General features: G+C 70.3%; 15 protein-coding genes. 11 read left to right on the top strand and 4 right to left on the bottom strand.

Features of this window, described 5'->3' with window-relative positions; all coding sequences use genetic code 11:
• Positions 1-32 precede the first annotated feature (32 nt).
• The gene (gene metK, locus MNOD_RS27935; RefSeq protein WP_015932334.1) at positions 33-1,211 is read left to right on the top strand and encodes a methionine adenosyltransferase; all 1,179 of its coding nucleotides are present in this window, start codon (positions 33-35) and stop codon (positions 1,209-1,211) included.
• A gap of 49 nt (positions 1,212-1,260) precedes the next feature.
• Positions 1,261-1,962, top strand: coding sequence for a tRNA (guanosine(46)-N7)-methyltransferase TrmB (trmB, locus tag MNOD_RS27930; protein WP_015932333.1), 702 nt, complete (start codon positions 1,261-1,263; stop codon positions 1,960-1,962).
• A 201-nt stretch (positions 1,963-2,163) separates the two neighbouring features.
• On the opposite strand, the gene MNOD_RS27925 is transcribed toward trmB, so the two are convergent.
• Positions 2,164-2,340 carry a hypothetical protein gene (locus MNOD_RS27925; protein ID WP_015932332.1) on the bottom strand — a complete coding sequence of 59 codons (177 nt, stop codon included), beginning with the start codon at positions 2,338-2,340 and terminating at the stop codon, positions 2,164-2,166.
• Positions 2,341-2,513: 173 nt separating this feature from the next.
• Here MNOD_RS27925 and MNOD_RS27920 point away from each other — a divergent pair, with 173 nt between their 5' ends.
• Complete coding sequence (locus MNOD_RS27920; protein WP_157091574.1) at positions 2,514-4,307, top strand: sensor histidine kinase; 1,794 nt, start codon at positions 2,514-2,516, stop codon at positions 4,305-4,307.
• Positions 4,308-4,721: 414 nt separating this feature from the next.
• Here the strand turns inward: MNOD_RS27920 and MNOD_RS27915 are convergent, their stop codons facing one another.
• Positions 4,722-5,585 carry a hypothetical protein gene (locus MNOD_RS27915; protein ID WP_015932330.1) on the bottom strand — a complete coding sequence of 288 codons (864 nt, stop codon included), beginning with the start codon at positions 5,583-5,585 and terminating at the stop codon, positions 4,722-4,724.
• Positions 5,586-5,792: 207 nt separating this feature from the next.
• Here MNOD_RS27915 and MNOD_RS27910 point away from each other — a divergent pair, with 207 nt between their 5' ends.
• Positions 5,793-6,392: a superoxide dismutase gene (locus tag MNOD_RS27910; RefSeq protein WP_015932329.1), complete on the top strand. Its 600-nt coding sequence runs from the start codon at positions 5,793-5,795 to the stop codon at positions 6,390-6,392.
• Between the two features lie 223 nt (positions 6,393-6,615).
• Here MNOD_RS27910 and MNOD_RS27905 read toward each other — a convergent pair whose 3' ends face one another.
• Complete coding sequence (locus MNOD_RS27905; protein WP_015932328.1) at positions 6,616-7,482, bottom strand: ChbG/HpnK family deacetylase; 867 nt, start codon at positions 7,480-7,482, stop codon at positions 6,616-6,618.
• A gap of 89 nt (positions 7,483-7,571) precedes the next feature.
• Here MNOD_RS27905 and MNOD_RS27900 point away from each other — a divergent pair, with 89 nt between their 5' ends.
• The 4 genes from MNOD_RS27900 (at position 7,572) to MNOD_RS27890 (ending at position 12,371) form a co-directional block, all read left to right on the top strand.
• Positions 7,572-8,591 (top strand): glycosyltransferase family 2 protein, encoded by a 1,020-nt coding sequence (locus MNOD_RS27900; protein WP_015932327.1) that lies wholly within the window; start codon positions 7,572-7,574, stop codon positions 8,589-8,591.
• A gap of 140 nt (positions 8,592-8,731) precedes the next feature.
• Positions 8,732-10,261 (top strand): murein biosynthesis integral membrane protein MurJ, encoded by a 1,530-nt coding sequence (murJ, locus tag MNOD_RS27895; protein ID WP_015932326.1) that lies wholly within the window; start codon positions 8,732-8,734, stop codon positions 10,259-10,261.
• Positions 10,262-10,427: 166 nt separating this feature from the next.
• Positions 10,428-10,934 (top strand): GNAT family N-acetyltransferase, encoded by a 507-nt coding sequence (locus tag MNOD_RS44080; RefSeq protein ID WP_015932325.1) that lies wholly within the window; start codon positions 10,428-10,430, stop codon positions 10,932-10,934.
• Between the two features lie 300 nt (positions 10,935-11,234).
• Entirely contained in the window at positions 11,235-12,371 is a 1,137-nt protein-coding gene (locus MNOD_RS27890; RefSeq protein WP_015932324.1) for a L,D-transpeptidase family protein, read from the top strand.
• Between the two features lie 6 nt (positions 12,372-12,377).
• Here MNOD_RS27890 and MNOD_RS27885 read toward each other — a convergent pair whose 3' ends face one another.
• Positions 12,378-12,929 carry a DUF1643 domain-containing protein gene (locus MNOD_RS27885; protein ID WP_015932323.1) on the bottom strand — a complete coding sequence of 184 codons (552 nt, stop codon included), beginning with the start codon at positions 12,927-12,929 and terminating at the stop codon, positions 12,378-12,380.
• Positions 12,930-13,187: 258 nt separating this feature from the next.
• On the opposite strand from MNOD_RS27885, the gene MNOD_RS27880 reads away from it, so the two are divergent.
• The 3 genes from MNOD_RS27880 (at position 13,188) to MNOD_RS27875 (ending at position 14,400) form a co-directional block, all read left to right on the top strand.
• Entirely contained in the window at positions 13,188-13,427 is a 240-nt protein-coding gene (locus tag MNOD_RS27880) for a hypothetical protein (protein WP_015932322.1), read from the top strand.
• Positions 13,428-13,615: 188 nt separating this feature from the next.
• The gene (locus MNOD_RS44075; protein ID WP_015932321.1) at positions 13,616-13,861 is read left to right on the top strand and encodes a PilZ domain-containing protein; all 246 of its coding nucleotides are present in this window, start codon (positions 13,616-13,618) and stop codon (positions 13,859-13,861) included.
• 140 nt (positions 13,862-14,001) lie between these two features.
• Positions 14,002-14,400 (top strand): DoxX family protein, encoded by a 399-nt coding sequence (locus MNOD_RS27875; protein WP_015932320.1) that lies wholly within the window; start codon positions 14,002-14,004, stop codon positions 14,398-14,400.
• The last annotated feature ends 8 nt before the right edge of the window (positions 14,401-14,408 follow it).

The raw sequence follows: 14,408 nt of genomic DNA, 5'->3' as shown, positions 1-14,408 counted from the left end.
ACACGCCCGGCCGGTCAGGGGATACAGAACCTATGGCACGTTCCGATTACCTGTTCACGAGCGAGTCCGTTTCGGAGGGTCACCCGGACAAGGTCTGCGACCGCATCTCCGACACGGTCGTGGATGCCTATCTGGCCGAGATGCCGGAGGCTCGCCTCGGTGTGGAGACGCTCGCCACCACCAACCGCATCGTCATCGCGGGCGAGGTGCGCGGCCCCGATTCCGTGACCTTCCAGCGGCTCGAGGAGCTGACCCGCGCCGCCATCCGGGACATTGGCTACGAGCAGGACGGCTTCCACTGGAAGCATGCGGACGTCGCCATCTACCTGCACGCCCAGTCCGCCGACATCGCCCAGGGCGTGGATGCGTCGGGCAACAAGGACGAGGGCGCGGGCGACCAGGGCATCATGTTCGGCTACGCGACCGACGAGACGCCCGCCCTGATGCCGGCGCCGATCTACTACGCCCACAAGATCCTCAAGGATCTCGCGGATGCCCGCAAGGCCCGGATCGGCGATGCCGCCAAGCTCGGTCCCGACGCCAAGAGCCAGGTCACGGTGCGCTACGAGGGCGGCCGGCCGGTGGAGGCGACCCAGATCGTGCTCTCGACCCAGCACCTCGACCCGAGCCTCGACTCGGCCGGCGTGCGCGCGATCGTCGAGCCCTATATCCGCGCGGCGCTGCCTAAGTCCTGGGTCAACGACCGGACCGTCTGGCACGTGAACCCGACCGGCAAGTTCGTGATCGGCGGGCCGGACGGCGATTGCGGGCTGACCGGCCGCAAGATCATCGTCGATACCTATGGCGGCGCGGCGCCGCATGGCGGCGGCGCCTTCTCGGGCAAGGACCCGACCAAGGTCGACCGCTCGGCGGCCTATGCGGCCCGCTATCTCGCCAAGAACGTGGTGGCGGCGGGCCTCTCCCGGCGGGCCACGATCCAGCTCGCCTACGCCATCGGCGTCTCGAGGCCGCTGTCGATCTATGTCGACCTGCATGGCACCGGCGAGGTGGACGAGGGCCGGCTGGAAAAGGTGCTGGGCGAGATCCTCGACCTCTCGCCCCGCGGCATCCGCACGCATCTCGGCCTCAACAAGCCGATCTATGCCCGCACCTCGGCCTATGGCCATTTCGGCCGCGAGCCCGATGCGGATGGCGGCTTCTCCTGGGAGAAGACCGACCTCGTCGCCAAGCTGAAGTCGGCCCTGGCCTGATCCGCTGCTCCGGTGCTACGGGGCGCGTCCGCAGTAGCACTGGACCATCATGACCGATGACGACACGGACGCGGCCCCCGAGCGGGGTCGCGCCTTCTACGGCCGCCGCAAGGGCAAGCGCCTTCGGGCCGGGCAGGAGGAGCGCATCGCCGCGCTCCTGCCGCGGCTGCGCGTACCGGCGGAGGGGCCGCTCGATCCCGCCGCCCTGTTCCCCCATCCCGTCTCGGCCCTGTGGCTCGAGATCGGCTTCGGCGGCGGCGAGCACCTGGCCGCCCAGGCCCGCGCCCATCCGGAGATCGGCTTCATCGGCTGCGAGCCCTTCGTGAACGGCGTCGCCAAGCTCCTGCGCCGCGTCGACGACGACGGCCTCGCCAATGTGAGGCTCTGGGATCGGGACGCGATGGAATTGCTGCCGCGGCTGCCGGATGCGAGCGTGGAGCGGGTTTTCCTGCTCTATCCCGACCCCTGGCCCAAGCGCCGCCAGCGCAAGCGGCGGTTCGTCTCCAACGAGAGCCTCGCGGAGATCGCCCGCGTGCTCGCACCCGGCGGCAGCTTCCGCTTCGCCAGCGACATCGACGATTATGCGGGCTGGACGCTGGTGCGGGCCGCCCGTGCGCCGCATCTGCGCTGGACGGCCGAGCGGGCCACCGACTGGACGACGCCCTGGGCCGACTGGCCGGGCACCCGCTACGAGGCGAAGGCGATCGCCCAGGGTCGGCGGCCGAGCTATCTCACCTTCGCGCGCGTCTAAATCGAAACTGACGTGAGTGGAATCCGCCCCCCTCCTCCTGCTGAGGTGCTGGCGATCGCAGATCGCGCAGGCTGCCTCGAAGCACGCCGGACCGGTGCTCCCATCCGCCAGAGCCTTGGACCAGCGGTCAGGCGTGCTTCGAGGCAGCCTGCGCGATCTGCGATCGCCAGCACCTCAGCATGAGCGCCGTTGAGGCTGCCATCAAAGGGCGCACGTGCGGCCGGTTTCATCCGCCGGGGTCGGCAAAGCTGGTGGCAACTGATACGGCGTCCGGTTGATCTGTTCCGAGACGAGGACGCGCGACACCTTCTGTCCGCTGTCCAGTTGATGATAGGCTGCGAACGCAAAGACCGAGAGAGCCTTGTCGCTGAGCGCCATGACGGTCATCATCCTCGGACGGCCAAGCCCTTCGGGCCTGGGCGGGGACATCAAGGGCGGAGAGAGACGGGGGCCGGCCCGCGCGGGAGCCGGCCGGATGCGGTTTCCCAGCGCGTGAGCCGCCTTTCCGTTCGCGGCCGGCGCCGCCGGCCTTGAGACCAGTGGGGCGCGTCTTGGACCACAGGCCTGACCAGCAGCCCGCCCGGCAGGGAGACGCGCCGGAGCCGGGCTACCCCGATGACGCCATCGCACGCCTCGCCTTCGAGGCGGCGCCGGTCGGGCTCGCTTGCCTGGCCGGGCCGGACGACCGGCTCGTCGCCGTCAATCCGCGGCTCTGCGCGCTCCTCGCGGCCGCGCCGGCCGAGCTCCTGGGCCGGCGGCTCGCCGACCTCATGGATCCCGAAACCGCGGCGGTCGAGCCCGGATCCGGGGAGCCCGTCGAGCAGTGCTGGCGGCGCCCCGATCGCGGCGCCGCCTGGGTCATGGTCCGAGCCGGGCCGCGGCGCGACGGGCAGCGGGTTCTGGTGGTCGAGGCAGCGGAGGACCACGGTGCCGCTGCCCGTGCCGAGCAGACCCGCCTCGCGCTCGCCTCCGCCGGGCTCGGCGACTGGAGCTGGAGCCCGGCGAGCGGAGAGATCACCCTGTCGGAGCGCGCCGCCGAGATCCTGGGCCTGCCGCCGGGCCCCTCGGTCACCTGGGAGGATCTGCAGCTCCGCTTCCACCGCGACGACCTGGAGCGGGCCCGCGCCCTTATTCAGGAGGCCCTGCCGGAGGGGCGGGCCTACGCCGTCGACGCGCGCTACCGCCGCCCGCCCGACGATCAGGAAGTGTGGATCTCGGCCCGCGGCCGGGCCCAGTTCGGGCCGGACGGGGCGGTCGCCGGCATGATCGGCGTCGTCCAGGACGTCACCGCCCGCGAGGAGGCGCGGCGCGCCCTCCATGACCGCGAGCAGCGGCTGCGCGTCGCCACCTCGGTGGCGGCGCTCGGCATCTTCGAGTGGCATCTCCTCGACGATCAGGCGCTCTGGGAGAACGAGCGCATGTGGGAGATCTTCGGCCGCCGCCCGCAGGACGGCACGATCAGCATGACCGAGTTCTTCCGCGACGTGATGCATCCGGAGGACAAGGGCCCGTTCCGTGCCGCCATCGCGGCCGCCCTGCAGGGCGAGGGCGTCCTCCACGCCGCAGGGCGCATCCGCCGCGCGAGCGACGGGGCGTGGCGGACGATCGAGATGGCCGGGCGCTTCGAGCGCGACACGCCGGGGGGCCTTCCGCGCCGCCTCATCGGCGTCGTGGCCGACATCACCGACCGGCGCCTCGCCGAGGAGCGCCAGACGCTGCTGATCCGCGAGCTGCACCATCGGGTGAAGAACACGCTCGCCACCGTGCAGGCCATCGTCGGCTCCACCGCCCGCACCGCATCGAGCATCGAGAGCTTCTACGAGGCCTTCGTCGGCCGGATCATGTCGCTCGCCCACACCCATTCGGTGCTGACCGAGGACGTGTGGCAGACGGCCTCCCTGCGCGGCCTCCTGGAGAACGAGCTCACGCCCTATGCGGACGGCCCGATGACCCCGGAGGCCGACGGGCGCATCACCCTCGAAGGGCCGGCCGTCGACCTCGCCTCCGAGATCGCGGTGCCGATCGGCATGGCGATCCACGAACTCACCACCAACGCGGCGAAATACGGCGCCCTGTCGGGCCGCGGCGGGCGCGTGCGGGTGCGCTGGAATCTGGAGCCCGAGGGCGACCGGGTCGTGCTGCGCTTCGAATGGCGCGAATCCGGCGGGCCGCCGGTGATGCCGCCCAGTCGCCAGGGCTTCGGCTCGCGGCTGCTGCAGCGGGTGCTCTCGACCCAGGTCCAGGCCAATGTCGCGATCGATTACGCCCCCGACGGTCTGCGCCTGACGATGCTGGCCCCGATGCCGAAGCGCAACATCGCCCTCAACCCGCTGGCGAAGCTCTAAATAATAGAAACTGAGGTGCGTGGAAGCCGCCCCGCTCCTCATGCTGAGGCGCAGGCTATCGCAGATCGCGCAGGCTGCCTCGAAGCACGCCTGAACGCTCGTCCAATCTCCGGGTAGCCGGGAGCACCGGTCCGGGGTGCTTCGAGGCTGCGCGATCTTCGATCGCGCAGCACCTCAGCATGAGGGCCGTTGAGGCTGCCATCAAAGGGCGCACGTGCGGCCGGTTTCATCCGCCAGGGTCAGCAGCGCCGGTGGCAACTCATACCAACGGCCCAGGCTGCTGACGCAGCGAGTGCTGGCGCAGCGGGCCGTTGGTACGGACGGAGAAAAGGTGCCGGAGAAAAGCTGTCAACGTCTCCTGGATGGACTCCGGATGCGTCGATCGGAATCTGACGGCCGGCTCGGGACCGGCGGTCAGGCCGCCCCCGAGCGCAGCTCGTCGCCCGCCTCCCCGCCCTCGGCGATGAAGGTCTTGAGCTCGTCGAGCGAGGTGAAGCGGTACTTGCCGCTCGGCGTCTGCGCGTCGATCGTCCCGTCCGAATACATCACGTAGGTGTTGCCGCCGGACGCGTAGGTGCCGACGATGGTCGGCTCCTCGGGCTCCTCCGGAGCCGGCTCCGCGGGGGCTGGCTCCTTCGGAGCGGGCTCTTCGGCAGGCCCGGGCGGCTCCTCGGGCGCGGCGCTGTCGGCCCGGGGCTCCGCGGGAGGCGGCTCGGGCGCCTGAAGCTCCGGTGCCGGAGGCTCCTGCGGCCGGGCCTCCTCCTCGGGCGGCGGCGAGGCGGCGGGTTCCTGAGCACCAGGTGTCTGGGCAAGCGGAGCGTCGGGCGCGGGGGATGGCGGGCCGAATGCCTCGTCGGGCTCGGCCCGGGTGAGGCGCAGTTCGGGGGCGACCAGAGCGGCGGCGCCCGCCACGCCGGCCCCGCTCAGCGCCGCGGCGACCGGCGAGGGGGACGGCTCCGGCGCGGGAGCCTGCGGTTCGGCGGCCGGTGCTTCGGGTCGGGGCGGCGTCGGCATCGTGGGGAGCGGCGGCAGCGTCGCGCGGGAAGGCTCGGCCGGAAAGTCCGGCTGCGCGCGCGTGGCGAGAAGGCGCTCGATGCGCACGAGCCGGGTCGTCGCCGCCGCGATGCCGAGCAGCACCGCCCCGCCGCTCGCCCCGACCGTGCCGGCGATGACCATGGTCCAGCCGACCTCCAGCCGCACGAAGGGGATCCCCTGCACCATGGCGGCGAGGCCGCCGACGATCATCAGCAGGGCGAGCGCGAACAACGCACCAATCATCACGACTCTCGTAACAGGCGCGGGCGGGCCGCTTAAAGCCGAGATTTAAGGCCCTGCCGCGCTTTTGCAAAATCGGGGAGACAACGCCTTCCCGCCCGTGCGGCACGTTGCCGGAGGGCGCGGACCGACTTACCTAACGCCCGGATCCCGCGCCGCAGCGAGGCTGCCGGCGGCAGGTCCGTCGCTCTAGCGATCCGGAGACACCCGATGGCCTTCACGCTGCCCGAACTGCCCTACGCCTATGACGCGTTGCAGCCCTACATGTCGAAGGAAACCCTCGAGTTTCACCACGACAAGCACCACAAGGCCTATGTCGACACCGGCAACAAACTCCTCGAAGGCTCGGAACTCGCGGGTAAGAGCGTCGAGGAGGTGGTGAAGGCCTCCTACGGCCAGAACCAGGCCCTCTTCAACAATGCGGGCCAGCATTACAACCACATCCACTTCTGGCAGTGGATGAAGCCGAACGGCGGCGGCGCCATCCCGGGCGCCCTGGAGAAGAAGATCGCCCAGGATCTCGGCGGCACCGACAAGTTCAAGGCCGACTTCATCCAGGCCGGCGTGTCGCAGTTCGGCTCCGGCTGGGCCTGGCTCGCCGTGAAGAACGGCAAGCTCGAGATCATGAAGACCCCCAACGGGGAGAACCCGCTGGTGCATGGCGCCAAGCCGATCCTCGGCGTCGATGTCTGGGAGCATTCCTACTACATCGATTATCGCAACCGTCGCCCCGACTACCTCAAGGCGTTCATCGAGAACCTCGTGAACTGGGAGCACGTGGAGAAGATGTACGCCGAGGCGACCGCCTGAGGCCGGCCTCTTGCGCGCCCCGCTCTTCCGCCGAAGAGGGGCGCGCGCAAGTCAGGCTCCCCGCCCCGGCGGGGAGCCGTGGGGTCGTGCGGGCCCGCATTCAGGGCGGATCGCACTCCGCATCCCGCGCTGTGGCGGAGGCTTCCGCTGACGGCGCCACGACGGTCGGGCGCCGGCCAGGGCTCCAGCATCCGGCTGCTTGCGTCGCCATGCGGATGTCGGATCACGCCGTCCGGAACGGGACCGTCGGCGGACGGCACGCGAGGACGAGCCCCGCCTTCTCCAGGAATGCCACGAAGCGCTCCGAGGCCAGATAGGCGAGTTCCGCCGGCCGGCTCTCCACGACGGGATCGAGGGCGCGCAGGCCCTCGTCCACCTCGCCCGGATGACACATCACAAGCGGGGCCGGCCCGAGCGCCGCGAAGGCCCGCTCGAAGGCCGGCGCGACGCCATCGCCGCTCGCGAAGTCCGAGAAGCCGGAGAAGCCGCGGTTCGTCGGGAAGCCCGCGCGCCCCGCCGCCTCCCTGAAACCGAGGCTCAGGGCCCGCACCAGGGCGGCCTTCGGGGCGGAGGGCCGCGCCAGGATCGCGGCGAGCCGGTCGGCCGGATCGCGCAGCCACAGCCGGCCGGCAAGGCCCCGCGTCTTCAGAGTCAGCAGGAGGGCGCCGCGCACCCCGGGCAGCACATGGACATGCTGGTGCCCGTCCACGAAATCCGGCGGACGCCCGATGGCCCGCTCGAAGGCATCGAGCTGGCGCGCGATCTCGGCGGCGATCTCCGCGGCATCGAGCCCGCCCGCGAAGGCCATCCGCATCAGCCGCCCGAGAGCGGGCAGGCGCCCGGAGGGAGCCAGGCGCGGCATCGCCCCGAGGGGAGTTCCCGCGGTCAGCGTCAGGTGCAGGCCGAGCCCGATGCGCCCGTCGAACTCGCGCAGGGCCGGGGCCTCGCGCCCGAAGGAAGGCAGGTTCGTCATCGCGCCGGTGGCCGAGAGGCGCCCCGCCCGTGCGAGCGCCAGGATGCCGCGGCTCACCCCGGGGCTCAGGCCGTAATCGTCGGCGCACAGCACGATCGGTCGCCGTTCAGGTGGCATTCGCTACAGCAATCCCTTAAGCCGGTCCGCAAAGCCGGCTTTTGATGCCCACACAGCCGGCCCGCCGGCACCAGACAAGGAACGGCACCGTGGAGCTGTTCAGGCCCTGCGACCCGATCGACCTCAGCGTCGTCATACCGGTCTACAACGAGAGCGCCAATGTCGGACCGCTCCTGGCCCGCCTGCTGCCGGTCCTGGAGCGCATCACCCCGGCCTTCGAGGTGGTGTTCGTCAACGACGGCAGCCACGACGCCACCGCCGCCGTCATCGCGGAGCACAATGCCCGCGAGCCGCGCATCGGCGCCGTCTGCTTCAGCCGCAACTTCGGCAAGGAGGTCGCGATTGCGGCCGGTCTCGACCATGCCCGCGGGCGCGCCGTGGTGCTGATGGATGCCGATCTCCAGCACCCGCCCGAGCTGATCGAGACCTTCGTCGCCCGCTGGCGGGAGGGCAACGTCATGGTCTACGCCCAGCGCCTCGATCGGAGTGGCGAGAGCGCCCTGCGCCGCAGCTTCGCGCAACTGTTCTACCGGCTGTTCGCCCAGTTTGGGGAGATGCCGCTGCCCGAGGGGGCGGGCGATTTCCGCCTCATCGACCGCAAGGGCGTCGAGGTGCTGCGCGCCCTGCCGGAGCGCGCGCGCTTCTCCAAGGGCCTCTATTCCTGGATCGGCTTCCGGTCGGTCGGTGTGCCCTATGCGGTCGAGGCGCGCCATCAGGGCGAGACGAAGTGGAGCTTCCGCAAGCTGTTCCGCTTCGCCTTCGACGGCATCACCTCGTTCTCGACCGTGCCGCTGCGGGTCTGGACCTATCTGGGCGGCACCATCGCGACGCTCGCGCTCCTCGCCGCCCTCTACTTCGTCGGCGAGTACCTGTTCCGGGGGCCGAACGTGCCGGGCTACGCGTCGCTGATCGTGTCAGTGATGTTCTTCTCCGGCGTGCAGCTGATGTCGCTCGGCATCATCGGCGAGTATATCGGGCGCATCTTCGCCGAGGTGAAGCGGCGCCCGCTCTACGTGGTGGCCGAGCGGATCGGGCCGGCTGCGGCGGGGCAGAGCGGCGGCGTCCCGGACGACCGCCGCAACCGCGCCACCTTCACCGGCGCAGTGTGACCGGGCGGGCGCGGTCGCGCCCGCAAGAGCGGAGGTCGGCTCGACCGAACCCCGCTCCCGGTCTTTGATTTTCCGCATTTTCTGCGGCGAACCGGCATCCCCTTCGCCGAAAAAATGCGCTGGACGAGAGATCCGTTTCGATGATCCGCAGCATCCTCTCGGTCGGCGGCTGGACCCTGGTGTCTCGGGTCACGGGCTTCCTGCGGGACGTGGTGATGGCCGCCGTGATGGGCGCCGGCCCGGTGGCCGATGCCTTCGTGGTCGCCTTCCGCCTGCCCAACCACTTCCGGGCGATCTTCGGCGAGGGCGCCTTCAACGTCGCCTTCGTGCCGACCTATGCGGGGCTCGACGGGGCGGGCGAGACCAGGGCCGCGCGCCTCTTCGCCGACCGCATCTTCACCCTGATGCTGCTGGTGCAGGTGGCGCTGCTCGCGCTGGCCCTGCCGCTGATGCCGTGGATCGTGCGCGCGCTGGCGCCGGGCTTCTCGGATGACCCGGGCAAGTTCGCGCTCGCGGTGGCGCTCACCCGCATCACCTTCCCGTACCTGCTGTTCATCACCCTGGTGACCCTGCTCTCGGGGGTGCTGAACGCCCGCAAGCGCTTCGCGGCCGCCGCCGCCGCGCCGGTGCTCCTCAACCTCTCGCTGCTCGTGGCCCTCGCGGCCGCCTTCCTGTTCCCGAACGCCGCCTTTGCGGCGGCCTGGGGCGTGGCGGTGTCGGGCGTCCTGCAATTCCTCCTCGTCTGGGCCGATGCGGTCCGGGCCGGGGTCGCCCCCCGCCTCGCCCGCCCGACGCTCGCCGATACGGGGATGGTGCGCTTCTTCCGCATGCTGGGGCCGGCGGTGATCGGCTCGGCCGGGGTGCAGATTGCGATGTTCGCCGATACGATCATCGCCTCGTTCCTGCCGACCGGCGCCGTCTCGGCCCTCTACTATGCCGACCGCCTCTACCAGCTTCCCTTCGGGGTCATCGGCATCGCGGCCGGCACCGTGCTGCTGCCGGAGATGAGCCGCCAGCTCGCCGCCGGGGATGCGGCCGCCGCCCATGCGGCGCAGAACCGGGCCACCGGCTTCTCCCTCGCCCTCTCGGCCCCCTTCGCGGTCGCTTTCCTGCTGGTGCCGGACCTGATCATGACGGCGCTGTTCCAGCGGGGGGCCTTCGACGCGGAGGCCGCCGCGCGCTCCGGGGCCGTGCTCGCGGCCTACGGCCTCGCGCTGCCGGCCGCGGTGCTGATCCGCAGCATCGTGGCGAGCTTCTACGCGCGCCAGGATTCGCGCACACCGGTCGTCGCCTCCCTGACGGCCGTCGCCCTCAACGTCGTCCTGAAGGTCGTGCTCACGGGGCCCCTCGGGGTGACCGGCCTCGCGCTCGCCACCGCGGCCGGCGTCTGGGTGAACGTGCTGATGCTGTTCGTGATCGCTCGCAGGCGCGGCTGGACCGCGCCGAGCCGGGCGCTCGCCGTCACGGCCTGCGGCGTGCTCGCTGGCTGCGCGGTGCTCGCCGCCGGCACCCTCGGGGGCCTGCCGCTCCTGGAGCGCCTGATGCCCGCCCTGCCGCGCTTCCGCGAGCTCGCGATCCTCGCTGCCCTCGGCGCGATCGGCCTCGTCGCCTATGCGGCGACGCTGCTTGTGGCCCTGCGACTCTTCGGGGTGCGCCTCCGGCGGGTGTGATGCCAACGGTCGTTTTCTGATAATCCCGCATGAGCAATACGAGCGGTTGAATAAATCATTTGCTGACTACCGCCATCGGCGGCTGGTGCAGCGTCTTGGAGCAGACGGTTCCATCCAAGGCAGCATTACCTGGGCCTGACATGTGGAGGGCTGCCCGAGGGGAACCATGAGAGGTGATGTCACTATATCGCTTATGCCAGTTACTTCGGACGATCTACGTGAGGTGGACAACATATTCGATGAACTCACCACCTACTCTCAGCGTGTCGATGGTGTCTTGAGACGTGATAATGCGGCCTATGAATTCGCAACTGCTCTCCCGCCCGGGTATGAGCCGCGCCACAAATATGCGTTCTTGGCAAAGCGCGAGGATGTGGCTGTCGGGCTTCTGGATATCATCGACGGCTACCCCTCACCTGGGACGGCGTTCATTGGCCTTCTAGCAGTTCGGGAAAGCGCGCAAGAATCGGGCCTTGGTCGAGCGCTTTTTCGGGAAGGGGAACGGTTCGCTCTCAACACCCTCGAGGCAAGAAGGATGCGACTGGCTGTGGTAGAAACCAATCCGGTCATCGGTTTTTGGATGAAGATGGGATTCCACCCGACTGGAGAAATTAAACCCTTCGAGGGAGAGACAATCAAATCGCACACCGTTTTGATGGAGAAGGAACTTTAGTTAGGCGGTCCTACATCAGCACGGCCGATCTTCTCCACATCGCCGAGCGGATCAGGGAGGTCGGGGCGGGCCTGCGCTCCCAGGCCGAACCGTAGGCCGACACCGCTGAGCATGACCTTGACCGGCCGGGATCTTCAAGACGAGCTCGTGCCCCTGCGGGTGGTCGATCGGCTCGACGCCCTCGTCCAATTTGCTTGATCCGGGCTGATCCGCACCCGGGCGACGCCGCAAGATTCACACAATGCCGTGCGACGCCGCGCGGCCCGTCACGCGGCGGTGGTCCGGATTCCGAGGCGGCGGATGGCGGTTCGGTCGAAGATGGTCGCGCTCGTGGCGGCGGTCCTCGCCGCTTCGGCGGCGCTGCTGGCCGCGCCGGCGGCCCGGGCGGAGGCCGTGCCGAAGCATCTGCTCCCCCTTCCCGCCACGACCCTCGCCCTGATGACGGCGCGGAACACGACGCCCGGCGCCCCGATCCTGATGCGGGCCTACAAGAAGGAATCGGAGATCGAGGTCTGGAAGCGGGCGGCGGACGGGCGCTTCGTGCTGCTCAAGAGCTTTCCGATCTGCCGCTGGTCGGGCCAGCTCGGTCCCAAGCTCAAGGCCGGCGACCGGCAGGCTCCGGAGGGGTTCTACACGGTGCGTCCGCAGCAGATGAACCCGAATTCCCGCTACTATCTGTCCTTCGACGTCGGCTATCCGAATGCCTATGACCGGGCGCATGGCGGCACCGGCTCGGCCCTGATGGTGCATGGCACCTGCTCCTCGGCCGGGTGCTTCGCCATGACGGACAGGCAGGTGGGCGAGATCTTCGCGCTCGCCCGCGAGGCCTTCGCGGGCGGCCAGGCGGCGTTCCAGTTCCAGGCCTTCCCGTTCCGGATGAATGCGGAGAACCTCGCCCGCCACCGGCAGGATCCGAACATCGCCTTCTGGCGCCAGCTCAAGGAGGGCTCCGACCGTTTCGAGGCGACCGGGCGCGAGCCGCTCGTGAGCGTCGCGGCGGGCCGGTACGGCTTCGCGCCCTATCCCGACCCGGCCGTCGAGGCCCTGGCGCAGACGCGCCGCGCCGAGGAAGAGGCCCGGGTCGCCGCCCTCGTCGGCCAGGGCATCGAGGCGGTGCGGACCACCTATGCGGATGGCGGCCAGCATCCGATCTTCGCGGCGCTCCTGCGGCGCGGCGCGTCCCTCGGCGATGTCAGCCGGCCGGAGGCTCTGGCGCTGGCGGGCCGCGAGGTGACCACGATCCCGGCCCGGCGTGTTCGCCTCGCCGCGGCCCCGCCCGCGCCGGTCTTCATCCCCCTGCCGGTCATCGACACGGAGCCGTCGCTGTTCGCCCGGACACCCCTGGCGGAGGGCGCGACCCGGCTGTCGCTCGTCGCCGCGCAGCGGCCGGAGACACCGCTCTTCGTCACCGCGCCGCGCTTCGCCGCCCTGAATTGATGGCGCTCACGGCGGCGCTGCCTCGCGCGGACGCCAGATCACCAGGGGCTTTCCGAGCGGCACGCGCGCGCGGCCGCGGGCCAGAGGGTGGACCGGCGCGCCCTCCCCGGTCAGGCCGAAGGCGAAGAGGTCGTATCGTCCGTCGCAGGACAGGGCCGCGACGACGCGCTCGCGATGCGGGTCGGGCTCCACGAGGGTGCCCCAGGCTACGATCCTCAGCGGGGTGGCCTCCGAGAGGGCGCGGATGCGCGCGAGGTTCGCCCGGCGTGCCGCCTCCAGTTCGGCGGGTTCGGCCGTGGCGAGCCAGCGGCGCAGGTCGGCCGGGTCGGTGGCGATCCGATCCTCGACATTGACGAGGGTATAGCCGCCGAGGCCGGGCCGGGTCTGCAGCAGGGCGCGGAGGCGGCACACGGTCGGATCGTGACGAATTCCGTCCGCCCGGCTCGGATTCGCGGCGCAGACCAGCGCCCGGGGTGCGTCCGACCACCAGCGGTCGAGGCGATGGCGATGCTGTCCGCAGGCGCTGAAGGCGGCGGAGCCGCGAATGGCACTCAGCACGCACACCCTCCTCTGGATCCTGCCGGTGACCGGGCGCGCGGGGCCCGCGCGGTGGCACGCCCGGATCCCGTGACCGGCCAGCGTCCGGCGCTGTCGGATCGGGGGCTCAGGCACCGTCGTATCCGCGCGCAAGAGGTCATGCACCAGATCATGCACCGGCGTGACGCGCGCTGTACGGGTGATCCCGCCAGGGTCCGGCCGCTCGGAACCGCCTGTGCATGCCGGCCATTTCTTGCTCACGACGGAGGAGCATCGGTGATGAAGCTCATGAATCGACGAACCACCCTGGTGCTGAGCTTGCTCGGCGCCGCCGTCATGGTCCAGGCAACGGATACACCCCAGAAGAGCCGGGAGCAGGCCCCGAACATGCCGCCGCCGCACCAGACTCTGCCGGAGAAGGTCCGGCCGGGAGAGCCGGGCTCGACCGGCAGCACGGTGCCGCGGGCGCCCCAGGACGATCACCACGCTCCCAGCAACGCGGGCGCTCAGCGGACCTGAGGCGCCCTGCCGGGGCGTGGCCGTGCGCGTCGGATGCGGGCCCATGAGGCTTGCTTGCTACACGATCCGACTTTGGTGCGGTGCCTGCGGAAACATGCCATGGCGATTGCCGTGATGACTCCGTCCTGTCATGCAGGCAACGCAGGTTTCTCCAAGTGATTCGCGGCATTCTCGGCGGAGCAATCGCGATGAAGCGCGGGCCTCTCGATGCGCGTCTTCTTCTGTCGGATGTGGGAAGAATTTTAGTCGACTTTCCTCCTGGACTCGTCTCCTGCGTCCTGAGGGATGTATCGGCGCATGGTGCGCGTCTGATGGTGCCGGATGCGATCAGCTTTCCGGACCGGCTCCGGTTGCTCGTCGATGCCGAGGAGGCATCCGTTCCCTGTGCGGTGGTCTGGCGAAGGACGGGCGAGATGGGCGTGGTGTTCGTCTGAGAGACGTTGGACGGCCGGTGAACGGATGGGCCCCGGCGCGGAGCGACGACACATGCGACGCAATCGGCCCGAAATCCTGCGCCGATAGAGCCCTGCCCCATGACGGCCGATCCGCGGCCGCGCTTGGGGAAGGTGGGTCCATGACGGGTGACGGGAAGGGGCCGCGCATCGGTGGCGTGGTGCTGCGGGGCGTGCTCACGGCCGTGTTCGCGCTTGCGGCCGGGATGAAGCTCATGGCGGTCCCGTTCGAAGTGGCGAGCTTCACACGCTTCGGCTACCCGCTGTGGTTCATGACCGTGGTCGGGGTTGGGCAGTTGCTGGGCGTGGCCCTGCTGTGGGTGCGGGGCTGGACGGCCCACGGGGCGCTGCTGCTCGCGGCCATCATGGTCGGCGCCGTGGCGAGCCATCTGCGGGCCGGAGACCCCGTGCCGATGATGCTGCCGGCCGCTCTGCTCCTCTGCGTTCTGCTGGGGCTCGTCTATGTGCGGCGGGCCGAATGGCGGATGGCAGCCGATCGTCTGGCGCTTCGGAAGGCCTGAGGGCAAGG

Source organism: Methylobacterium nodulans ORS 2060, from assembly GCF_000022085.1.
In the GTDB taxonomy this organism is placed as follows: Bacteria; Pseudomonadota; Alphaproteobacteria; order Rhizobiales; family Beijerinckiaceae; genus Methylobacterium; species Methylobacterium nodulans.
The sequence above is the reverse complement of the archived record's forward strand: the minus strand, read 5'-3'. Positions and strand labels throughout refer to the sequence as shown.